Here is a 22744-nt window from a genome sequence, read left to right on the forward strand (position 1 = left end):
CATACAGTACTCGGGCTTTTTAATGATCAGAAGCATTCAGCTTACATACGTTCTAGGGTTTCGATGCCTAGTAACTCTAGACCTTGTTTCAAGGTCGACGCCGTGTTCAACGCCAGTTGCAAACGGCTTTCTTTGACTGAGTCGTCAGCGTTTAGAATTGGGCAAGCTTCGTAGAAGGTCATGAAGATACCCGCAAGCTCGTATAAGTAGGCACACAAGAAATGTGGCATACCATCACTGATCACTTGCTGAATCGCTTCTTCTAACTGACAAAGTTTCACTGCCAAAGCACGCTCTTGGTCTTCTACCACGGTAATCGGCGCATTCAACGCTGATACGTCCATTTCTGAACGGCGTACAATACTCGCCACACGTGAGTATGCGTACAACAAATAAGGCGCTGTATTACCTTCGAAGCTCAACATAGAGTCCCAGTTGAACACATAATCAGAAGTACGGTTTTTCGACAAATCTGCGTATTTTACAGACGCGATACCAACCACTCGGCCGATGTTGCGTTGCTCATCTTCCGACATGTCTGGGTTTTTAGACGCTACCAATTGGAAGGCGCGTTCTTGCGCTTCTTCCAGCAATGCAGACAACTTCGCCACACCACCAGAACGGGTCTTAAATGGTTTACCATCGCTGCCCATCACCGTACCGAACGGCATGTGCTCTAGGCTGGTTTCGGGCTTCACAAAGTTCGCTTTACGCGACAAGGTAAAGATTTGCTGAAAATGCAACGACTGACGCGCATCGACGAAGTACAACACTCGATCCGCATTCAGTGCTGTCTGACGGTAACGCACTGCGGCAAGATCCGTCGTAGCGTATAAGAAGCCACCGCCCGTTTTCTGCACAATAATAGGGGTAATCTCACCCTCTTTGTTTGCAAACTCTTCCATGAAGACACACTGTGCGCCGTTTGACTCTTGCAATAGGCCCTGTGCTTTCAGCTCACTAACCACATTCGCTAAGTCGTCGTTATAAGCACTTTCAGGTTTCACATCTTTACGTGCTAGAGAAACACCCAGCATTTGGTACGTCTCTTCACAGTGCTGTAATGACACTTGAATGAATTCATTCCAAAGCTTCAAACATTGCTCATCACCAGACTGAAGTGAAACAACTAATTCACGCGCATGCGCCGCAAATGCTTCATCTTCGTCAAAACAGATTTTCGCTTCACGATAGAAGGTTTCAAGATCAGAAAGCGCCATACTCACTTCTGAACTCTGCGCACGTAGACGCTCCATGTACGCCAGCAACATACCAAACTGAGTGCCCCAGTCACCGACGTGGTTCTGACGGACAACATTGTGGCCTAAGAACTCAAGGGTACGAACTACCGCATCACCGATGACCGTAGAACGTAGGTGACCCACGTGCATTTCTTTGGCTAAGTTGGGGCCAGAGTAATCCACTACAACGTTTTGCGGATCCGCAACAATGGTCACGTCTAGGCGATCACTGTTACGCAGCTGCGCAAGAGCACCACTTAACCATTCGTTTTTCACGAAAATATTTATGAAGCCAGGGCCTGCAATTTCGACTTTGTCAGCCACATCAGACATGTCTAATTGCTCAAGTACTTTGGCCGCAAACTCTCTTGGATTCGTGCCAATTTTCTTAGCCGCACCCATGATGCCGTTGGCTTGGTAATCACCAAATTGAACTTTTGCAGACTGACGAACCAATGCTGGCGCATCTTCAGCCGCACCGGCTGCGACCATGGCCGCTTGAATACGTTGATTAAGAAGCGTTTGAATATTCACAAAAAACCCATTTGTAGAATCACACAACCCTCTGGCAAAGCAATTCACCAGAGGGTTGTCATGTTAGTAGAAGTTGGCGCTATGATAACCGATTTTCGACGATTTAGCGAAAGAACAGCTTACATGCTGGGTTATCGTTCTCGTCTTGGTAAGGGTAGCCCAGTTCATCTAAGTAGCGCGTCACATCGGTCTCTTCACCTACTGCCTGTAAGCCCACTAATACTCGACCGTAAGCATCACCATGGTTACGATAATGGAACATAGAAATATTCCACTGACCGCCCAGCGTATTGAGGAATTTTAGCAAGGCACCAGGACGTTCAGGGAACTCAAAACTGTACAGAAGCTCGCCTTTATCGCTGCGCAAATGACCGCCGATCATGTGACGTACATGAACTTTTGCCGTTTCATCATCGGTCAAATCAATGATTTCGTAGTCTTTTAGGTCATGAAGCAAATCTTCACGGCTATTAGGGCTACCACCCAAAGCCACACCAACGAATATAACCGCTTCGTTGTCATCACTGTAGCGATAGTTAAATTCGGTAATGGCACGGCCCACTAGCGCCTGACAGAAGTCTTTAAAGCTGCCTGGTGCTTCTGGAATTTTCACGGCAATGATCGCTTCGCGTTTTTCCCCCAGTTCGGCACGTTCTGACACATGGCGTAGACGGTCGAAGTTCACGTTGGCACCGGAATTAATCGCCACTAAACGCTGACCCGTTGCACCTTCGCGCTCAATGTATTTCTTCAACCCTGCCAGTGCACACGCGCCTGCCGGTTCAGTGATGGCACGAGTATCGTCGTAGATATCTTTGATCGCTGCACACATTTCATCGGTGTTCACAGTGATGACTTCATCAACGCATTCTTTGGCAATTTCAAATGTATTCTTACCAATCTCAGCGACCGCTACCCCTTCAGCAAAGATGCCTACTTGAGCCAAACGCGTTGGTTTACCTGCTTCCATAGCCGCTTTTAAGCACGCCGCATCCGTTGGTTCCACACCGATGACTTTGATTTCTGGGCGCAAGTATTTGATGTACGCCGAAACACCCGCAATTAAGCCACCACCACCAACGGGGATAAACACCGCGTCGATGTTTCCTTCGATCTGGCGCAACAGCTCCATACCGATGGTGCCTTGACCCGCAATGGTATCGATGTCATCAAACGGGTGAACGTATACTTGGCCTGTTTGCGCCATAATTTCTTGAGACTTCGCAAAGGCTGCATCAAAGGCATCACCAGACAACACCACTTCCGCACCACGAGCACGAACGGCATTCACTTTTACATCTGGCGTGGTTTCAGGCATAACGATCGTTGCTTTAATGCCTAACTTTTTCGCAGCTAACGCTAAGCCTTGTGCATGGTTACCCGCCGACGCTGCAATCACACCTTTGGCACGATCGGCTTCGGAAAGCTGAATAATTTTGTTGTATGCGCCACGAATCTTAAACGAGAACACTGGCTGTAGGTCTTCGCGTTTCAAAATAATATCGTTACCCAAACGCTTAGAAAGTTGCGTGGCACGGGAAACGGGAGTTTCTACAGCGACGTCATAGACGGGCGCTTGTAGAATTTTTTTGATGATCGTATGAGGCATATACATTCCTGCTTTTTTCTCCGAAAGCACGCCAGCAATGTGGCGTTCAAGGGGGTAACTCTGCTAAAAAACGAACCCGCAATATACTCCTTCCGCCCTTTATGAGCAAAGCCTTGGACGGGATTTGACTGCTTTTTAGGTGAACACGGCAACTTCGTCCTAGAGGGGTAACAATAGCTCGGCTAACTGACTATAATATGCCCACCCAATCGGGGTAACACCCTCACTCAAACATCAGTCACAGGTTTATCCAGCATGACGCAAGACGATTTAAAAAAAGCAGTTGCTGTCGCCGCAGTTGAATACATTTTACCGCTACTTGAAGAAGACACCATTGTCGGTGTGGGTACGGGTTCAACCGCTAACATGTTCATAGACGAATTGGCGAAACACAAACAACTATTCGACGGCACCGTTGCAAGCTCTGAAGCTTCTGCAGAACGTCTAAAAGGTCACGGCATTCCTGTGTATGACCTAAACGCTGTGAACTCGATCCGTGTTTACGTAGATGGTGCTGATGAATCAAACAATCACCTTCACCTAATTAAAGGTGGCGGTGCAGCACTAACACGCGAAAAAATTGTGGCCGCATGCTCAGAAGAATTCGTTTGCATCGCAGACGAGTCTAAACTGGTGAAAGTGCTAGGTGATTTCCCACTACCAGTGGAAGTGATCCCGATGGCGCGCAGCTACGTGGCGCGTGAATTGGTCAAACTTGGCGGCGACCCAGTGTACCGTGAAGGTGTGGTCACAGATAACGGCAACAGCATCTTAGACGTATACAACCTAGAAATCCTTGATCCGGTTGCGCTAGAAACAAGCATCGATGGCATTGTGGGTGTGGTGACCAATGGCTTGTTCGCGAAACGTGCGGCAGACATTTTGCTGCTCGGCACCAAAGACGGTATTAAAACCCTAAAAAAGTAACCTGATTGTATTCTAGTCTCAGCCATTACTTAATGTCTAAAGGGCCTTTGTACGATCCCATATGTAGTAATCGTACAAAGGTCTGCTTTTTATTCACGACCTATAAGTCATTGTTGTCACATTTTCCCTAAAATAGTCCACCTGACCATCCAACTCATGGGAAACGATATAAGTGCGGCTATCCACATCTCGCCCTTCTAGTCCATACCAAAACGATTGATCAAACGTTGTAATAAACCACCCATCATCCAATGATTCTGATGTCAGCCCCGTAATTTTTGTACCATTAGGAAACACTTCTTTACCCAATTGAGCCAATACCTTCATCAACCCTGCTTTGCTATCACAGCACTGCCATTGGGTATCAGCATCGTCTTTATAATGATCAATGCGTAGGTCAATATCATCAGAAAAAAACGTTAATAACGTCATATCTCCCGCTTCAAATAAATTTAGTACTCGGTGAATCGCAATATCACTGTGGCGCTCTAACATGTCTTACTCCTAGTGCTGACTTAGAATCGGTAATTTTCCGTTTTCATGCATCTAGAGTAGCGCCTTTAAATCAATAGATATAATATAGTTTTTATTATCTAAACATAGAAATTTTATATGATAGAAACCAAACCGCTTTATTACTTTGTGGCGGCCTATGAAGAAGGGTCCGTCACCGCGGCCGCTTCACGCTGCTTCATCGCTCAACCATCCATTACTCACGCAATTAAATCATTAGAAAACCACTTAGGAACTAAGCTATTTGAACGCAGTAAACAAGGCGTAAAGCCCACGCCAGAAGGAGAAAAGCTTTACAAGCTTGCACTAGAGCTACTCTTACAAAGCCAACAAATAGAATCCGCTTTTACGCCAGACAGTAGGATTGAAATGCCTATCTACATACAGTCCGACATAAACACTGAGTACTACCAGAATATTATTGAATCACTCCAAAGCAGCTCTTCCCTCATCGACCTATTCATTGTCAATGAGATTGAGCAAGCACAGCTAGCAATCATTGATGAAGAAAGGATACCCGCGCAATTCCAATTCAAATTGCTCAATAAAGAAGAATATAAATTGGTCGTTAGACAGGATCATCCTTTAACCAGGAAAAAAGAGATTACTCTAAGAGATTTTGAGGCTCTCACATTTATTGCCCGCCCATACTGCACCAAGCAAAAAGCTTTTGAACGTCTAACTAACGAACAAAAAATCACTATTACTTACAAAGGTAACGCGATACATGACTTACAGATTCAAGGGTTAGTAAAACTAGGGCTGGGGGTCGCACTGATACCTGAGTCGTACATGCAACAAGATAAAGGCTTAAAATATCTTTCAATCACGTTAAAAACACCTATTAAACGCTCTGTAGCACTCGCATATCGCAAATTACCGAAAGAACTGATGGAAACCGTAAAAAGAATTAGGGAGTAGCCAACCAATATCACTAATAAAGTACACAAGCACACTACGTTCCATAAAGTCGAAGATCAAAACCAGCGGCTTCTTCGCATCAGCACAAACTGACCTCCGCCTAATACCACTAAAATCACACAGAACACCCAAAAAGCGGCGCTACTATCAGTACCAGGCATACCGCCGATATTGATTCCAAACAACCCTGTTAAGAACCCGAGCGGCATAAAAATCCCGGACAGGATCGACAGCACGTACATACGCGCGTTCATCTTCTCTGCCTGATGGTTAGCAAACTCTTCCTGCATCAATAGACAACGCTCACGTAAGGATTCTAGTCCTTCCACATAACGTGTGATCTCATTAGAGGCTTCCTGTATTTTTGCGACTTGCTCTTTCGTCATCCATGGCAGAACTTCTACAGCTAAACGCGCAATGGCTTCCTTTTGCGGCACCAGAAATCGACGTAAGCGGACGGTTTTCAAACGGCGTTCAACTAATATACTACGTTGCTCCGGCAATACTTCCTCGGCCATATCTTCTTCAAGATCACCCAGCGTATCCTCTATACCGTCAATCACCCCTGCCATTCGTATCGTGAGAGTATGCGTTAATGTGGCGATAAGGTCGGCTATGTTTTCCGCACCAATGCCCTGCTCTAACTGACTGACTTGTTCCATCACAGACAGTAAGCGTCGACGACGAGTAGATATTACAAAATGCGGCGTTACCCAAAGACGTAAAGACACCATGTCGGACGGATCTGAGTCAGGGTTAAGGTTGACACCACGTAGCGTCATTAATACACCGTTGCCCATTTTAACGGTACGTGGACGCGTTTCGTCGGCATATAACGCTTGCACGACCGCCTCTGGAATTGAATCCATATTATCCATCCATTCACGCCCACCGTTTTCAGAGCAATCGATGTGAACCCAATGCGAACCGCTTTGAGGGATTTGATCAGGCAAATCAGACAAACGCTCAGCGCCGCCATGACCGTCAAATTTCAAATAATGCAGTAAATATTCCATAACATTTCATCTCGTAACATGGAGCCCAAACCATTGAACTCATTATTTATTGGCTTTTAAGCTGACGCCAAGTCAAGGGGGTGGCATAATTTCACTAATTGATTATTTATTAAAGGATCCTATGCCATGCAAAGTCTTGCTCAATTTTTAGAGTCTGATTCCTCTTCCGCATCATTACAGGAAGTTTTGTTCGTCACAACACAAACATGTATCGAAATTTCGAGCGCGCTAAAGAAAGGTTCTTTAGCCGGTATTCTGGGCATGGCAGGCAATGAAAACGTACAAGGTGAAGAACAGAAAAAGTTAGACGTCATTTCTAACAACATGCTAAAAAGTGCGTTATTGGCTTCTCCAGCCGTTCGCGCTATCGCGTCTGAAGAAGAAGATGACATCGTTCCAGCAACGACCACAGGCGAGTATCTGATTGCCTTTGACCCATTAGATGGCTCATCAAACATCGATATTAACTCAATGGTAGGTACGATTTTCTCCATCTATCAACAAGTAGGTAGCTCTCCAGCAACCGAAGCGGATTTTCTAAAGCCTGGTAAAGAGCAAGTTGCAGCTGGCTATGTACTGTATGGCCCATCAACGATGCTGGTCTACTCTACTGGCAATGGTGTGCACATGTTCACACTGGACGTCGAAAAAGGTGAGTTTATTCTGACCCGTGAAAATGTCCAAGTTGCGACCGAAACACAAGAGTTTGCCATCAACATGTCGAACCAGCGTTTTTGGGCTGACGCCATGCAGCATTATGTGAATGACCTTGTTGCAGGCAAAGAGGGTTCGCGCGGCAAAAACTTCAACATGCGTTGGGTTGCCGCCATGGTCGGTGACGTTCACCGTATCTTGTGTCGTGGTGGTATCTTCATTTATCCATGGGACAACAAAGACCCTAACAAGGCCGGCAAACTGCGTTTGATGTACGAAGCAAACCCAATGGCAATGTTACTCGAACAAGCAGGCGGTAAAGCCTTCACGCACACAGACCGTATTTTGGATATTCAGCCTGAAGGAATTCATCAGCGTGTTGCTGTGGTACTCGGTGCGGCCAACGAAGTGGATAAGTGCCTGAGTTATTAACAATTTATTTTTGACACAAAAAGACCGACTAAATTAGTCGGTCTTTTTTATGTTCGCGAGCCAGAAATAAAGGGCTCTTGATAGGAGCGTCCTATTTAGTCTACGGCCACACCGGATAAAAACACTTGTACTTGTTGGTGGGTATCACCCCAGATATGAGACTTTACATCTTGTAAAAACTTCTGCGCTTCAGCCAATGTCACAATACCTGACATCAACTCAACACCAATCCCTTCTTGGCCAAAGAAAAAACGCCACACATGGCCATCTACTTTTATTTCACCTTCACCGTTAACATAAGATACTTGTTCGAAGGCGTACCCTGATGGTACAAAACACGATAACTCTTGCCCAGTTTCACCATACTTCAAGTCCGGAACATACCCTTGTCGATCGACTAATCCGAATTTCATACTGCACTCCTGTTGTTGTTTTATTCAGCATAGTCCTTTCAGAATTAATTTGCTGATTTTTTAATACCGGCTTGTCGAGCATCAGCTATTGAGTGCCTAACAGGTTTGTCAGCTCTCAAGTTGTTAGGCTTTGCAAGATTTAATTGCACAGTTATTGCTTACTCAAACTTTCTTGTTAATCCTCCATCAGTAAAAGCCTAATAAGGTCCTGCCTAACAGAAATAACAACACAACATAGGCAAAAACTAATGCAAACGAACGAACGTCAGCCCTTCGTTTATGCCAACATGCGTTTGGCATTTATTTTACTGATCACCTGCTTTGCCGCATGGGGTGTGGCAGCCAACATGACTGATCCCCTGGTAAAAGTGTTTAGCAAGATCTTTACCATGAGCAACCTGCAATCCGCTCTGGTGCAATTTGCTTACTACGGAGCGTACTTCTGTTTGGCATTACCGGCCGCGTTTATCAATGTACGTTTCTCCTATAAAACCGGGGTGTTAACCGGTTTAGGCTTAGCCTGCTTAGGTGCACTGGCGTTCTACCCTGCTAGCATTTCCATGACCTATGGCTTCTTCCTCGCTGCGCTGTTTATTATGGCAGCGGGGTTATCCATCCTCGAAACCTCTGCAAACCCTTTTGTTATGGCCATGGGACCGCAAGAGAATGCCACACGCCGCTTAAACTTGGCTCAGGCGTTTAACCCGGTTGGCACCAACATTGGCGTGTTTCTGGCGGCGGCGCTTATCTTGCCAAACCTGAACACGGCGACCGCTGAAGAGCGCGCGGCCATGACACAAGATGCACTCAATGCGGTACGTGCCGCTGAGCTTCAAGCCGTCATGACACCGTATGTTGGCATGGCCATCGTGTTGTTAGTGATCTGGTTATTGATCGCCTTTGTTAAAGTGCCGCGCGCAGAAAATGCGGGCATCAGTACCGAACAAGAAAACCATGATGGCTTTCCTGCAACGTTGAAACGCCTAATGAAGTTGCCACAATACCGCTGGGGTGTTGTTGCTCAGTTTTTCAATGTGGCGGCACAAACCTGTGTGTGGACGTTTACCATCCAATACGTACAAGAAACCATCGGCGGTACAGAAGCCAGTGCGTCCGACTACTTGCAGTACAGCTTAATCTTATTTTTGATTTCCCGCTTTGTTATGACTTGGTTAATCGGTATTTTCCGCCCCACCATTCTATTAGCGTTGTTGGGCGCGATTGGTGCTCTACTGTGTGTGTACGCTGCCATGGCGTCTGGCGTCTCTGGCATTTGGGCCATCGTTGCTATTTCCGCGTGTTTATCTTTGATGTTTCCAACCATTTACGGCATCGCGTTAAATGGTCTAGGCAAGGACACTAAATTTGGCTCAGCAGGCTTAGTGATGGCGATCTTAGGTGGTGCGATCATGCCGATGGTACAAGGTGCGGTGATAGATACCTATGGCGCCACAGTGTCTTATCTAGTCCCTGCTATCTGTTTTGTCATTGTTGCAGGTTACGGCGTCTTTGCAGTTCGCCACATTCAAGACTAACCCTAGTCGCGAACATTAACGATCCTAAAGCGTCTACCTTTGGTAGGCGCTTTATTGTGTTCAGCGCCTTTATGTTGACACTTTATATAGCTTTTACTACTTGAGAATCACATTGATTCGTATTTCATGCGAGGTCTGTTCAATGTCTTCTGTTTGCCCTGTTTTGCTGACAATTGATGCTGAACTAATCAACTTTCCTATGGCCATTTATGTTTTACATTGTAGATATCAAAACAGGTCTTAAGAAGGACAGCAATATGAACTATCAAGGCGAAAACATCTCATTGAATCTCTCGCGCTTCCAAGACACCTTAGTTATGAACTTAAAGCCGTCAGGCCGACCAAGTGACGATGACTTCGATAAGTTATCAAACATGATTGAGACCGCGGTATACTCAATTCAAGCACCTCACATGGCACTGCTGGTTGACCTAAGCGAACTGCAAGGCGTGAGTGCACACAGTGCATGGCGAGAATTATTGCACAGCCTCAAGATTGGATGTGAATTTGACCGCATTGCAGTGTTTGGCCATAACCACTGGCGCAACCTAATGATCAATGCGTTAAGCTGGTTGATTTCACCTAATTTAAAAGTCTTTCAACGCAAAGACGAAGCAACCAACTGGGTCATGGCGTCCTAACCTATTCCGCGTTAGGACAGCAATGAGTCGTGTACTGATGGCACTTGAGCATGTTTTGATTGCTTATGTTGATACATCGCTTCATCGGCTTCTGTCAGACTGACCTTTTTATCTTTCTTAGGGTTGCCTTTCGAAAAGCCATAGCTAATTCCAGACGTTGGCCACTGAGTTTTAAGCTCTGTCTCGATGTTCAAAATAAGCTGTTGCAGCTGAGACTTTAGCGCAATCATGTTTTTATCTTGAGCCTCTAACAGCCATACAAATTCATCGCCTCCGACTCGAAAAACACTATCATCTTCCGCTATTTGGTCACGCATCAAACTGGCCGCTTCGATTAAAAAGCGATCGCCTTCTTTATGCCCGAGACTGTCATTAATGGTTTTCATACCATCAAAGTCGATGAACACAATCCAATAATCTCCATTAAGCTCAGATAGCTTTTCATCCATCGCAAAACGATTGCCCACGTTCGTCAGCATATCGACTTTCGCTTGATATAAAATCTCCGTCAGCTCCTTTTGTTTCACACGTAGCCATTCGGACAAAGACAATAAAATACAAAAACAATCCAACGCCAACGCCGCTAATACAACCAACTCTGGGTACGGTAAAACAGACCCCGCTAAGGCATGAGATGCGGTGTAATACACCAATGAAGAGCCGTAAAGCAGGTTACCCGTTAAGTAGTATTTCGCTTTGAAATCATGCAAGGCAAGCATGGTTATCCCAGTAAAAATACTCAATGGCACCCAAATTAACGCCAGTATATGCGCCAAATAAAACACCGCTTTAAATGGTAACCACAGCATAATGACTGCCATCACAGCCCCACAAATGGCCACACCACAAAAGACACGATATAACCTTGGTGCTTGTTCTTTGGTGTTAAATAGACCTGCAGTAAACATGGCCGCACAAGCAATCGCAATGGGAAAAATATGCATGCCAGCATAGGTGAGATTGAGACCCAACGATGGCAATAGGCTGTTGATTTCGCCCGAAGCGACCGCCCAACCAATGCCGTGCAACCCCACGTACCCAGCAAACCAAAATGACAACACCAGTTTAGTGCGGAAATAAATCGCCAAGGCCAACAGTGCCAGAGTCAACATGACAAATACCGAGCCTTGAGTCACCAGTCCGACAAGGCCCTGAACTTGGTAATAATCCCATGCATTATACAGTGTGAGGGGAATCGGCGTGGGATAATACTGAGCGCTAATGACAATCCACAGCACTCCACTGCTTTGCTCAGACATGGTCAGTGGGAAAGCCTGCGCGTGCAGCATATCGGGTAAGCGTTGAGGACTTAATGTCGCGAAGTTCGCGATCTTACGTGGTTGCTGGCCCTCGGGCTGCCAATAAGCAACGCCGTTGTCCAGAAAGTTGGCTCCCACGACGACAAAGCGTGATTGGGCTTGTTCTGCAGACAGCGACAGTTTGGTCAGATACCTGCCTGTTTGACCAATGATCGTACCACTTGGCTGTGTACTTTGATGAAGCAAAGACAACGTATCCTCATCTAGATCCACGCCTTTTTCTAGCTGAATGGGATGCCATAAACCATTATCGTCTAATTTGACCGTTGCCTCACCCAACTGCAACGTCGAATCAGCCGTCGCCCAAAGCAATGAGCTAAACGACAGCAATACGAAACATGCCCCAGTAGACAAGCCAACAGTGAGTAAATAACGGCAAAAGGATCGCGGCACAGACAAAAAAGCCCCCTAAACAAATGTCTTATGGTCAATAAGTGTACCGTATTTATTAGAACTATCTGTAAGAGTATTGTTACCCCGAGAACAAACTCACTCGACAGGAACCGCAAGCTCGCGGTAACTTCGGAAATTAAGTACTCTTTTAAGTATTATCACACTAAGGATTGCGCCATGATCTCCCCCGTTATCCAAGAAGAAACCACTGGCTGTGGCATTGCCTCGGTTGCCAACATCGTCGGTAAAACGTACCCCGAGATGAAAGCCATCGCCAACAGCCTCGGCATCTACGCCGACGACACCGCACTTTGGTCTGATACGCAATATGTGCGCACCTTACTAAAGAATGAAGGCATCGCCACCTCCGATAGTGAAACACCGTTCACTACATGGGATGCCTTACCGGACACAGCACTGCTCGCGATTAAACATCATCAAGAAGATGGCAAAGACTTCTGGCACTGGGTCGTGTTTCGACGCATCGACGGTAACGCCATGGTCATCGACTCCGCCGCGTATTTAGACTCGAATATCCGAGTGGATTTTTTTGAAATGGAACCTAAGTGGTTTATTGGGGTGGGATAAGTGACTAAATAACTTTATCCCAAATAATTGTAACCAAAACTATCGCTGAAAATAAAAAGTAGGACTTTAAAACCAATAACTCTATAAAAGAAAAATCATTCCTATGACGTATATAATTATATCGAATAATACATCTATTAAAATAATAAAGTCCTCTTTCGCAATAGCGCTTTAAAATAGCGCTGTAAGATCGATATTCTTTCCTATCAGAAAACCAATTTCTCCCTGAAAACATCGAACCTTTGAAAGAAAGTTCTGTAACTTTGATTGAATCTCTCTCTACACCCATAGAGCATAAATCTTGTAAATTCTTGAGATACTTCTCAAAGTCTTCAGCACTATTTGTTCTTTTAAGATCAACCAAAACACTCTGATCACCTAAACCGATCCTTTGAAAACCTGATGAAAAAGTCGACACTTCAATTTTACCATATTGTTTAAAACTCATTATATACTTGGTTTTTCTTGGAATAACTTTAATGGATCCATCCTGTTTTTTAATTATTTGTCTTTCAGCTCGAAATATAGAAAGATTTGGACTAAATAATTTTTCATATCGAGGACTCCAAACCCCAATGCCATTTGAAGTCACATGTTTACCAAGACTTGTACTTAAGACCAACTTTTTACCTGGCCTCTCAAGAATATCGCTAATATCTACATGATCTAATGACCCATCTGAATAAAAGCTTGCCGGTAATATTTCAATCTTTTGGGTTTCAAAAGGCTGGAGTATGAGGGGATTTTCATTCATTTCTTTAAGTGTTAGATATGAGCCATCACTCAGCTGTAAGTGAATTGCATAAATCGCTTCTGCTTTATCCTTTTCATTTTTTAGCATTACTTCATTGATGAAGCTATCTTCATACTCCCAGTCAGATGTATGCCCCCATGTAGAACTAATTTTTACAGATTTCTTAAGTCTAAACTGAGCAATAGCTAAACCAATCCCCAGTCCAGCAATAATAAGGCTAAAAACAGCACCTATTGCTGAAATAACAACCCCTATAATTGTCAGCTGATCAGATGATAGTCCGTTAAATAAGCTTAGAACCCCTTTTAAGACATCCATACTCTAATAAGTACTCCATTATACAAATATTAGCTAATGACTACCCCAACTTAACCGTGGCGGCTATCCCAGGTTCTGGGCTCCATTTGCGCATTTCAGCGAAGACATCTGGGCGGTCATCGAGGTATTTTTGTGCTTCGGCGATGTCAACAAAGGTGGTTTTCGCTTGTTCGGTCATGATGCGGTCGCCAATGTCGAGCAGTTGCGCTTGGTTGAAGTAGCCGATGCCTTCTACTGTGGTGACTTGTAGTTCTACGCCAGCGAAGGTTTTGGTTTGGATATCGAGTTCCATGGTGTGTCTCTTTTTATAAATTAGGTATTAGGCCACATACTAGGTGGCCTTGGTCTGAGGAACAACTAAAACCTAGCGACGGCGAGGTTTACCGCTTTTCACCTGAGCACCACTTTGCCCTAATGCTTTGGCACGCAGTGTCTTTTTAGACGGTTTTCGCTTTGAACTGGCGGCCTCTTCTTGCACCATTGGGTTGGGTTCAAAGCCTTCCAGCCACTGTGGTACAAAGGTCTCGCCAGTGAGTTTTTCAATGTCTGTCAGTAAGTACTTTTCTTTGGACGAGACAAGTGAGATTGCTAACCCATTTTGCCCTGCACGCCCTGTGCGCCCAATACGGTGAATATAATCTTCCGCGTTGTACGGTAACTCGTAGTTGATCACGTATTGCAGCTGCTCAATGTCCAGCCCCCGAGCTGCCACATCGGTGGCCACCAACACGCGTACTTGGCCGGTTTTAAATTCTTCTAGGCCACGATCACGTGCGCCTTGAGACTTATCTCCATGCACCGCAACGGCCTTGATGCCGTCTTTGCCCAACTCTTTGGCTAGGTCGTCTACCGCTTGTTTGGTTCGGGTAAAAATCAGTACCTGTTTCCAGTTTTTTGAACCAATCAAATAGGCGATCAATGCCGCTTTACGCTTGTTATCGACTTCATAGATACGCTGCTCTACTTGTGTCGCGGCGGCATTACGCTCAGAGACTTCAATAAGCTTTGGGTCTCTTAACAAAGTTTTACTCAAAGCAAACACTTCGTTGTTAAACGTGGCGGAGAAAAACAGTGTTTGGCGAGTCTCCGGCAAGCGTTTCAAGATGCGTTCGATATCAATAATAAAGCCCATATCGAGCATGCGATCGGCTTCATCCAATACCAAGGTTTCCACGGTATTCAGATCAATCAGCTGCTTCATTGTCAGTTCAAGCAACCGTCCCGGTGTCGCTACCAGCACATCACAGCCTTCGTTTAACGCATCAATCTGAGGGTTAATGCTTGCACCGCCGTACGCCACGACGGCATTAAGGCCCAAGCCTTGACTGTATTTTACGAAGCTTTTATGGACTTGCTGAGCCAGCTCTCGCGTCGGAGTAAGTACTAACACACGAATGGCTTTTTCTGATGCTTCTCGCGTTAAATGACGCTGAATTAAAGGCAATGCAAACGCTGCGGTTTTACCGGTACCCGTTTGCGCCCCCGCCATCACATCATGACCCGCTAAGACTTCTGGGATAGCCGCCAACTGAATCGGTGTCGGCGTTTGATAGCCAAGCGTGTCGAGCACGGACAATACATCCGCATGAAGACCTAGGGTCGAAAAACTCATAAACAAAGCACCGTCATTTCAAAGGAATAATACAACGCCATTGTAACATCTTGATCCGCCATAAAAGGATGTTAAGAGCATCATTTTGCTTTAACAGATCAATAAAAGATCATGTTTCAATTGACAATTTCACGAGATAGAACAATATTCTTCATATCAGTCTTCCTTTGTTCTTACTAGATAACAATATTTAAGGATTAAAATGAATAAAAATAAGAAAAAATGGCTTTTAATCGCAGGATTAACGCTAAGCGCACCACTTTTTGCACAGGACGTGAGCTATACAACCCTAAACTGGCCACCGTTTATTGGTGAAAGCGAAGACAGAAATGGCATCCTAGCTGAAATTGTCAAACAAACAATGGACGCCTCTGGAACAGATTACACACTTGAATTTACGGACTGGAGTAAAGCACTGGAAGACGTACTCACAGGTGAAAAAGATGCCATCATCGCGGCCTATTATTCAGAAGAGCGTGCTAAAAACTATCATTACTCATTACCAATTTACAGTGTCTACACGGGGCTTGTGACACGCGAGAGTAGCGGCATTGATATTAAATTTTTTCAATCCTATGATGAGTTGAACTCTTACCGCATCAGTAAACTTGCAGATTCGGTAGTGGGTGAAACCTTCGACAAACACCCGTTCCCAAATATAAAACCTTACGCGACAGAGCAAGAAGCGGTGCAGGCCTTGTTTGATGGTGAAGTAGATTTCTACGCGGGCAATTTAGATGTTGCCAAGGACCTTGCGAAGAAGATCGGCCAAAACAGTGCGGAGCTGTCTATTGTTCAACCGCCGATTAACGAGCAAGAAATCTTTGTTATGTTCTCTAAAGCAACAGAAAATGGTTTAGAGCAACGCGATGCATTCAATAAGTCCTTGGTAAATTTACAAGCCAGCGGCCAATATGACGCCATTCTTTCAAGCTTTAAATAAGATTTGAACTCTGTGCAACATGGCTGTTTCTATTCCATGTTGCACAGAGTTTTCCTAATGCTTTTGCGCGCTCGCTAATACTTCTTCGTAAGCCATTTCTTCATACTTCCCAAACACCGATTGCTGACGTGCTTTGATCTTCGTAAAAATTGGCTGTGTTAAGCCAACCAAGAAACGAGTGATTAACACTGGCGTTACCTGCGCTTGCGGCAGCTTCTGAAGCAGCCAAGTCTTAGCTATTTGGACGTCGGCATCAAGGCTATCTATCACTTGATTGCTACCATTTCTCTCTAAAGACAAGACATTGCCGCGGCAGACCGAACAGTGTCCACAATGCTCTGGCGCATTCTGATCACCAAAGTAGCGCGCTAAGTTGTGGTTCAAACATCGGTCTAATTCAAAGAAGCGAATCATGGTGGCGATACGCTCAATTTCTGAGGTTTGTTTTTGTTCCACATAACGCTGCAAGGTTTGCGCAAGTTCAGGAGTAATTAACTCCGCGCGTACACCGTAGACCTCAGTCAGACCTTTGGTTTCTAGGGTGATCAAATCACGGTCAGCGAGTTGTTCGAATAAACTGAGCACCGTGCCGCGATCGACGCCTTGTTGATGTAAGCGTTCAAAATCCGGAACACCCCAGATTTTCTTAAACACGATGTGCTGAGCAACTTGGCTAAACAACGCTTGTTGCTCAGGCGTCAATACTTGAGCGATCTGCTCAAGGCTTTGGTTCCATTTGAGTTTCACATCACTGTAATAGCTATATCGTGGAACAATCGCCCCCGCCAGTTCCAGTTGCACCAATAATGTTTTCAGCGGCAAGGCGCGAATATTGGTGATCTGTGACAGGCCGTAAGCTTGGGTTTCCCATTCGCTATTGACGGTATTACTGAAGATTTCCTGCAACAACGCTTGAATGCTATGAGGCTCTGGCGTATCGCCGTAAACAAAGTTTTCCAGTACATGTAAACCGTCAAGGCTTGCCAACATAACGCAGCGACTCGGCTGACCATCACGCCCTGCACGCCCTATTTCTTGGCTGTAGTTTTCAATTGATTTAGGGAGGTCATAATGCACCACAAAGCGGATATCTGATTTATCAATACCCATACCAAAGGCGATTGTCGCAACGATAATGCGCGTTTGTCCTGCCATAAAATCATTTTGTATCGCCGCTCGAACCTCGTTGCCCAGTCCAGCATGATACGACACCGCCGAATAACCTGATTGTTGCAAGCTGGCGGCTAACTCGTCGGCGGTTTTTTGCTGTGTCACATAAACAATGCCCGTGCCTTGTGTTTCATTGAGCACTTGGCGCAACAGGGCTTGTTTGTCTTGGCCTTGGGCAGGGATTAAGTCGATGTCTAGGTTTTGACGATAAAAACCGGTTTGCACGATGTGCTCTGGCGCAATATTAAATTTCAGTGCCATGTCTTTTTGTACGCGACGGGTCGCCGTCGCCGTCAGCAATAGCACCAGAGGAATAGCTAACTCTTGCTGATATTGCGGCAGCTTCAAATAATCGGGGCGGAAGTTGTGACCCCACTCGGAAATACAGTGCGCTTCGTCCACCACCAACATCGACACTGGTACGTTTTGAATAAAACGTCGAAAGCGTTCATTTTTGAAACGCTCCACCGAAATCATCAAAATTTTAATACGCCCGTCGCGTACTTGTTGCATCACGGCTTGGCTTTCTTCTTTGGTTTGCGTCGAGTCTAAACTGGCGCTCGGAATGCCTTTGCTTTGCAAAAATGCAAGCTGGTCATGCATCAGCGCAATCAACGGCGAAATTACAAGCGTTAAATTCGGAAGCTGAGTCGCGGTAAATTGGTAGCAGAGGGATTTCCCTGAGCCTGTCGGGAAGACTGACAGCGCGGAATGCCCTGCTTGAAGTTGCTCGATCGTTTGTTGCTGTCCTTCGCGAAAACGGTCAAAGCCGAAGTATTGTGTTAGCAATCCTGCTAATTGTTGCATAAATCGTGGCCCTATTTTGAATAACGGTGGAAGCTGCAAAGCAGGCATACCATTGTGACGAATTCGGTGCTCCAATAACACCTATAGTCATGAACTAACTTGATCGATTCAACGCACCAACCCCTATTGGGTGTAGATCATAGAGGCAAGAGGAGCAAATGTCAGAACATCAGCACGGCCTTTTTATTGACGCAGAGCGTCATCAGCAAGCTTTATTAGTCCGAATCAAAGTCACGGGGAAGCTGACAAAGGCAGACTTTAAAGAGCTGTCTCCCAAACTGGACGCGGCGCTGTATGCTATGCGCGCATCACAGGTGAACATTTTGGTCGACATTTCAGAGTTTGATGGCTGGGAATGGCGTGCTGTATTCGATGATATAAGCCTTGGATTACGTCTCGGTGCAGAATTTAACCGAGTCGCCTTGTATGGCCAGAAGTCTTGGCAAGGGCTGTTGGCACGCAGCCGCAGCTGGATTACGGGTAGTAAGATCAAAGCTTTTACCCATTATGACGACGCATTTAAGTGGTCACTGGCTTCTTAGGCTGGAATCTCTGCTAGAATCGCGCCATTCATTTTTGCATGAGCGCTGATCTATTATGGAAACTCCGACCATTGAAGCCATTGAGGCTTGGACAACTCCTCTATTTGTCACTCAGTTGGCAGATCATGAATTTTTAAAAGATGCCCTATTAGCACACATCTATCAACGCCAAGCGGCGCAAGAAAATACTGTCGACAGTAATATTGCCGTGCTGGCAAAACACAACCTATCTGAAAGTCGTTTGGACTTTTTAGAAGACGACATTCCAGAAGTTATGGAGCTGCGTCGTATGGTCGAAGAAATGGTGGTTGATGTAGCCCTTGAGATGAACCATCAACATTGGCCAGAAGACAGTGAAGCCTACGCGCACGTGATTGAGTCTTGGTATCACATCACAAAAAATGGCGGCTACCACGACGCCCACTCTCACCCCAATTGTTCCTGGTGTGGCATTTATTATCTGGACCCAGGCGAAGCCACACTTGAAGGTCGTAATGGGATTAACCGCTTTTACGACCCTCGGGTAAACGCCGAGCATTACGCAGACCCAGGCACCGCTTATTTAGGTGGCCAAGGTTTTTGGGACTTCGCACCAAAAGAAGGTCAAGTAGTGATATTTCCATCGTATTTAAAACACTCAGCGTTGCCCTATTTCGGTCAGAAGGACCGCATTGTAGTGGCTTTTAATTGCGTGATAGAGTTGGACTAAGCAAGTCTTTTAAGAGGCCTTAACAACATGAATTTAGACGATATCCCGATGTCACCCCATGACGATCAAGCGAAACGCGATGCCCTCATCGGCTATGTATTCATGTTATTGGGTTTATTTACCGGTATTTTTTGGATCATCGGAGCGGTATGGGCCATGGCTAAAACGCGCGATGCTCAAGGTTCCATCTTCTACGATCACTTCCGTAACATCACAGGGATATTCTGGTGGGGACTTGGTATCAGTTTGATTGGCTTTGTTCTTGCCATATTCTTTATTGGCTACTTATTGCTGCTCGGTATTTGGATTTGGTCCATTGTGAAATTGGTGAAAGGGATTCTTCGTCTTACGAACAACCTTCCCTATCATGATGCGACCTAAGCTCAATTGCTGTGGAAAATGATGTCATAACTTTGATTTATGTTCGGTTTCAGGGACTTAAATAGATATGTCATAGTGGTAATATATAGTCATAATTATTACTAAATATGTTTGATTCGTTTCATAAAGGACCCTAGCTGTGTCAAGCCGCTCTGCTGCCAAAGTAAATCAGTACTTTCGTCAAACCATTCCAATGATGGTTAAGAATAATGTGCCGATTACCCCACCGTATTATACGCTCTGGTATTCCTACACCTCAGGCGATATTCCTGAACTGAGCACGCGTATCGATGACATCGTACAACGACTTGGACAATGCGATCGCTACATGTGTGACATTCTTTTAGATGAGTTTGTCGGGCATGCTGCAGAAGATACATTGGCACAAGTACACAGCAACATTAACCAAGTGGTAAAGTCTATGCACGCTTCGACAGAAAGCGCCATGAACCACACGGACCATTTAAATCAATCCATGTCAGCTGACATTGAAAGGCTGTCTCAAGAAGCAAGCCTTTCGGGCACTCAATCCGCCCATAAAATGGTGACTATTGCCCGCAGCTTTATGGATAAAACGGAAGACTACCGTACTCAGTTAGAGCTACAAAGTGCTGAAATTCAAGCACTTAAAGCCAAGATTTCCGAAACTGAAAAGCAGATGTTTATCGATGGATTAACAGAAATTAATAATCGTCGTAAATTTAATGATGACATTGTGCTTTATACCGCTTCTGCGGAGGACACCTGTTTGATGATGGTCGATATCGATCATTTCAAACCGTTTAATGATGAATATGGCCATTTGGTAGGCGATAAAGTCATCCAGACCGTTGCCAAAACACTTGAGCGAATCTGTATGCAAACTTCTGGTGCTCAGGCCTATCGTTATGGCGGGGAAGAATTTGCTGTACTCCTACCAAACGCAAACATTCAGGCTGCAACTCAATTTGCGGATAATATTCGTGAACGTGTTAGCCGTCTAAATCTAACAAATAAAAAAACTGGGCAAAGCATCCGAACCATTACAACATCTGTAGGAGTTGCGCAATTTAAACCAGGGGAATCCTTAGAAGCATTACTTGAACGTGCTGACCAATATCTCTACGCTGCCAAACATGCTGGACGCAACTGTGTTCGAGCCGCCATTAACTAGCCAGATAACTACTTGTATCTATTGCAATAATCTATCCGGTTCAGTAGGCAGTTAAGAGCTGAATTGCTAGAGTAGACGCACCATACAATAGAAGTGATTAGGAGAGCGTTTTTATGGCGCACCAATACCACCCACTCGGATTTGAAGGGTCTCGTATTGCTCAAGGATATTGGCGTCTTGCTGAGTGGGGCATGAGCGACCAAGAACTGTTGAGCTTTATTGAACAAAGCATTGCTGCGGGGATTACCACTGTCGACCATGCTGATATTTACGGCGATTACCAATGTGAAAGCCTATTTGGCCGAGCATTAGCACTGAAGCCCTCATTACGCGATAAACTGCAAATTATCACCAAGTGCGGTATTAGGCTCCCGAGCAAGAACCGCCCTGAGATTACGTTGCACCGTTACGATCAAAGCGTGCAACATATTCTGCAAAGCGTTGATAACTCTCTTCAAAACCTAAAGGTAGATCACATAGAGCTGTTATTACTGCATCGTCCTAGCCCGTTGATGGACCCCGACCACATTGCTGAAGCGTTTGAGCATTTGCATACCATAGGTAAGGTTCGACACTTTGGTGTATCAAACTTCAATCCTCAACAATTTGATTTGCTGCAGTCTCGTTTGGAAATGCCACTGTTAGTCAACCAAGTCGAGCTCTCTCCGCTCGAGTTGAAACACTTTGAAGACGGCACCTTAGAACACGCGCAACAACATGCAGTCACACCGATGGCATGGTCACCGTTTGCTGGTGGCGATATGTTCCGCTTAGAAGGTATAAACCCAACACTGTTTAAAGCGTTAACAGAGGTCTCGGAGGCACATAATGCCAGCTTGGATCAAATCATTTTGGCTTGGCTAATGCGTCATCCTTCCGGTATTGCGCCGGTGATTGGCTCAGGGAATATCGAACGAGTATTGTCTGCCCAACAGGCACAATCTATAGAGCTCAGCGACGACCAATGGTTTGCCATTTGGGTCGCGTCCAAAGGTCATCCCGTACCTTAACTGGTATTATGGCGTTGGTAGCAGTGCCAGCGCCATACCTCCTGCCAGTTTTGCTGCATTGTGATCATGACCTAAATAGGCTTGAGCAATCGCGCCTTCTTTCAAAAGGACAATCTGATTCGCCAACTGAGCCGCTCGCTCGTCCGAATAAGTCTCGCTTAAACGCATTTGCGTGTAGTCTAAGATGGCCTGCTTATGAGCATGACACAGCTCGTTCACACGATGCTGGAAAAACTCGCCATTAACTTTGACAAAGAAACACCCCTGAAACGGCATTAACGTATTCACTCGGTCATTAAACCAATCATCTAGTCCTTGAAACATCGCAGCTATCATCTCAGGGGGCGATGATGTTGAATTCATTAAGCCGAATAGCCATGCCTGAAAGCGTTCATCACGGTACGCAATCACAGCTTCTAATAATGCGTCTTTACTCGCAAAGTGGCTATACAGGGTTTTCTTAGCAATGCCTGCTTCGGCCAAAATTTGATTAATACCCACACTGTGTACGCCATTCATATAAAACAACGTAAATGCCGTTTGGATTAATTCGTCTCGTTTCGTCATACCAACTCACCTCCAATCCTAAAAAGTTTGACAGAGGTAGAC

The 22744-nt window shown here is 45.3% G+C and carries 23 protein-coding genes; 12 read left to right on the forward strand and 11 right to left on the reverse strand.

The features are described from left to right. Window positions 1–41 precede the first annotated feature (41 nt). Together argS and ilvA are read right to left on the reverse strand one after the other, a co-directional pair. Window positions 42–1775 carry an arginine--tRNA ligase gene (argS, locus tag AYW75_RS16000; RefSeq protein ID WP_067101618.1) on the reverse strand — a complete coding sequence of 578 codons (1734 nt, stop codon included), beginning with the start codon at window positions 1773–1775 and terminating at the stop codon, window positions 42–44. A gap of 103 nt (window positions 1776–1878) precedes the next feature. After that, window positions 1879–3384, reverse strand: a complete 1506-nt coding sequence (ilvA, locus tag AYW75_RS16005) for a threonine ammonia-lyase, biosynthetic (RefSeq protein ID WP_067101621.1) — start codon at window positions 3382–3384, stop codon at window positions 1879–1881. A gap of 255 nt (window positions 3385–3639) precedes the next feature. On the opposite strand from ilvA, the gene rpiA reads away from it, so the two are divergent. After that, the gene (rpiA, locus tag AYW75_RS16010; protein WP_067101624.1) at window positions 3640–4311 is read left to right on the forward strand and encodes a ribose-5-phosphate isomerase RpiA; all 672 of its coding nucleotides are present in this window, start codon (window positions 3640–3642) and stop codon (window positions 4309–4311) included. Between the two features lie 93 nt (window positions 4312–4404). Here rpiA and AYW75_RS16015 read toward each other — a convergent pair whose 3' ends face one another. Then, complete coding sequence (locus AYW75_RS16015; RefSeq protein WP_067101626.1) at window positions 4405–4806, reverse strand: hypothetical protein; 402 nt, start codon at window positions 4804–4806, stop codon at window positions 4405–4407. Between the two features lie 117 nt (window positions 4807–4923). Between AYW75_RS16015 and AYW75_RS16020 the strand changes: the two genes are divergently transcribed. Next, window positions 4924–5745 (forward strand): LysR family transcriptional regulator, encoded by an 822-nt coding sequence (locus AYW75_RS16020; RefSeq protein WP_067101629.1) that lies wholly within the window; start codon window positions 4924–4926, stop codon window positions 5743–5745. A gap of 56 nt (window positions 5746–5801) precedes the next feature. On the opposite strand, the gene AYW75_RS16025 is transcribed toward AYW75_RS16020, so the two are convergent. After that, window positions 5802–6761, reverse strand: a complete 960-nt coding sequence (locus AYW75_RS16025) for a zinc transporter ZntB (RefSeq protein ID WP_067101632.1) — start codon at window positions 6759–6761, stop codon at window positions 5802–5804. A 126-nt stretch (window positions 6762–6887) separates the two neighbouring features. On the opposite strand from AYW75_RS16025, the gene AYW75_RS16030 reads away from it, so the two are divergent. Next, complete coding sequence (locus tag AYW75_RS16030) at window positions 6888–7847, forward strand: class 1 fructose-bisphosphatase (RefSeq protein WP_067101634.1); 960 nt, start codon at window positions 6888–6890, stop codon at window positions 7845–7847. 95 nt (window positions 7848–7942) lie between these two features. On the opposite strand, the gene AYW75_RS16035 is transcribed toward AYW75_RS16030, so the two are convergent. Further along, window positions 7943–8260: a hypothetical protein gene (locus tag AYW75_RS16035; RefSeq protein ID WP_067101637.1), complete on the reverse strand. Its 318-nt coding sequence runs from the start codon at window positions 8258–8260 to the stop codon at window positions 7943–7945. Between the two features lie 248 nt (window positions 8261–8508). On the opposite strand from AYW75_RS16035, the gene fucP reads away from it, so the two are divergent. Further along, window positions 8509–9795 (forward strand): L-fucose:H+ symporter permease, encoded by a 1287-nt coding sequence (gene fucP / locus AYW75_RS16040; RefSeq protein ID WP_067101639.1) that lies wholly within the window; start codon window positions 8509–8511, stop codon window positions 9793–9795. A gap of 257 nt (window positions 9796–10052) precedes the next feature. Further along, window positions 10053–10436 carry a SpoIIAA family protein gene (locus AYW75_RS16045; protein WP_067032821.1) on the forward strand — a complete coding sequence of 128 codons (384 nt, stop codon included), beginning with the start codon at window positions 10053–10055 and terminating at the stop codon, window positions 10434–10436. Window positions 10437–10447: 11 nt separating this feature from the next. Here the strand turns inward: AYW75_RS16045 and AYW75_RS16050 are convergent, their stop codons facing one another. After that, window positions 10448–12148, reverse strand: a complete 1701-nt coding sequence (locus AYW75_RS16050) for a GGDEF domain-containing protein (RefSeq protein ID WP_231886234.1) — start codon at window positions 12146–12148, stop codon at window positions 10448–10450. Window positions 12149–12325: 177 nt separating this feature from the next. On the opposite strand from AYW75_RS16050, the gene AYW75_RS16055 reads away from it, so the two are divergent. Further along, entirely contained in the window at window positions 12326–12736 is a 411-nt protein-coding gene (locus AYW75_RS16055; protein ID WP_067101643.1) for a hypothetical protein, read from the forward strand. Window positions 12737–12740: 4 nt separating this feature from the next. Here the strand turns inward: AYW75_RS16055 and AYW75_RS16060 are convergent, their stop codons facing one another. The 3 genes from AYW75_RS16060 to AYW75_RS16070 all read right to left on the reverse strand — a co-directional run bounded on the left by AYW75_RS16060 (window position 12741) and on the right by AYW75_RS16070 (window position 15420). Next, a complete protein-coding gene (locus AYW75_RS16060) occupies window positions 12741–13808 on the reverse strand; it encodes a hypothetical protein (RefSeq protein ID WP_067101646.1) in 1068 nt (355 codons plus the stop codon). Between the two features lie 40 nt (window positions 13809–13848). Then, window positions 13849–14100 (reverse strand): hypothetical protein, encoded by a 252-nt coding sequence (locus AYW75_RS16065; RefSeq protein WP_067101649.1) that lies wholly within the window; start codon window positions 14098–14100, stop codon window positions 13849–13851. Window positions 14101–14172: 72 nt separating this feature from the next. Beyond that, window positions 14173–15420 carry a DEAD/DEAH box helicase gene (locus tag AYW75_RS16070; protein WP_067101651.1) on the reverse strand — a complete coding sequence of 416 codons (1248 nt, stop codon included), beginning with the start codon at window positions 15418–15420 and terminating at the stop codon, window positions 14173–14175. Window positions 15421–15622: 202 nt separating this feature from the next. Between AYW75_RS16070 and AYW75_RS16075 the strand changes: the two genes are divergently transcribed. Beyond that, a complete protein-coding gene (locus tag AYW75_RS16075) occupies window positions 15623–16363 on the forward strand; it encodes a substrate-binding periplasmic protein (protein ID WP_067101654.1) in 741 nt (246 codons plus the stop codon). Between the two features lie 54 nt (window positions 16364–16417). Here AYW75_RS16075 and AYW75_RS16080 read toward each other — a convergent pair whose 3' ends face one another. Beyond that, on the reverse strand, window positions 16418–18340 hold the full coding sequence (locus AYW75_RS16080; protein WP_067101751.1) for a RecQ family ATP-dependent DNA helicase: 1923 nt from the start codon (window positions 18338–18340) through the stop codon (window positions 16418–16420). Window positions 18341–18498: 158 nt separating this feature from the next. Between AYW75_RS16080 and AYW75_RS16085 the strand changes: the two genes are divergently transcribed. From AYW75_RS16085 to AYW75_RS16105, 5 genes are all read left to right on the forward strand, one after another. Further along, the gene (locus tag AYW75_RS16085; protein WP_067101658.1) at window positions 18499–18882 is read left to right on the forward strand and encodes a SpoIIAA family protein; all 384 of its coding nucleotides are present in this window, start codon (window positions 18499–18501) and stop codon (window positions 18880–18882) included. A 55-nt stretch (window positions 18883–18937) separates the two neighbouring features. Further along, complete coding sequence (locus tag AYW75_RS16090) at window positions 18938–19591, forward strand: TIGR02466 family protein (RefSeq protein ID WP_067101661.1); 654 nt, start codon at window positions 18938–18940, stop codon at window positions 19589–19591. 27 nt (window positions 19592–19618) lie between these two features. After that, window positions 19619–19972 carry a DUF4870 family protein gene (locus AYW75_RS16095; protein ID WP_067101664.1) on the forward strand — a complete coding sequence of 118 codons (354 nt, stop codon included), beginning with the start codon at window positions 19619–19621 and terminating at the stop codon, window positions 19970–19972. A 139-nt stretch (window positions 19973–20111) separates the two neighbouring features. After that, window positions 20112–21125, forward strand: coding sequence for a GGDEF domain-containing protein (locus tag AYW75_RS16100; RefSeq protein WP_067101667.1), 1014 nt, complete (start codon window positions 20112–20114; stop codon window positions 21123–21125). 113 nt (window positions 21126–21238) lie between these two features. Continuing rightward, window positions 21239–22135: an aldo/keto reductase gene (locus tag AYW75_RS16105; protein WP_067101670.1), complete on the forward strand. Its 897-nt coding sequence runs from the start codon at window positions 21239–21241 to the stop codon at window positions 22133–22135. 6 nt (window positions 22136–22141) lie between these two features. On the opposite strand, the gene AYW75_RS16110 is transcribed toward AYW75_RS16105, so the two are convergent. Continuing rightward, window positions 22142–22702: a TetR/AcrR family transcriptional regulator gene (locus AYW75_RS16110; protein ID WP_067101672.1), complete on the reverse strand. Its 561-nt coding sequence runs from the start codon at window positions 22700–22702 to the stop codon at window positions 22142–22144. Window positions 22703–22744: the final 42 nt, after the last annotated feature.

It is taken from the genome of Marinomonas atlantica (genome assembly GCF_001639725.1).
Taxonomy (GTDB): domain Bacteria; phylum Pseudomonadota; class Gammaproteobacteria; order Pseudomonadales; family Marinomonadaceae; genus Marinomonas; species Marinomonas atlantica.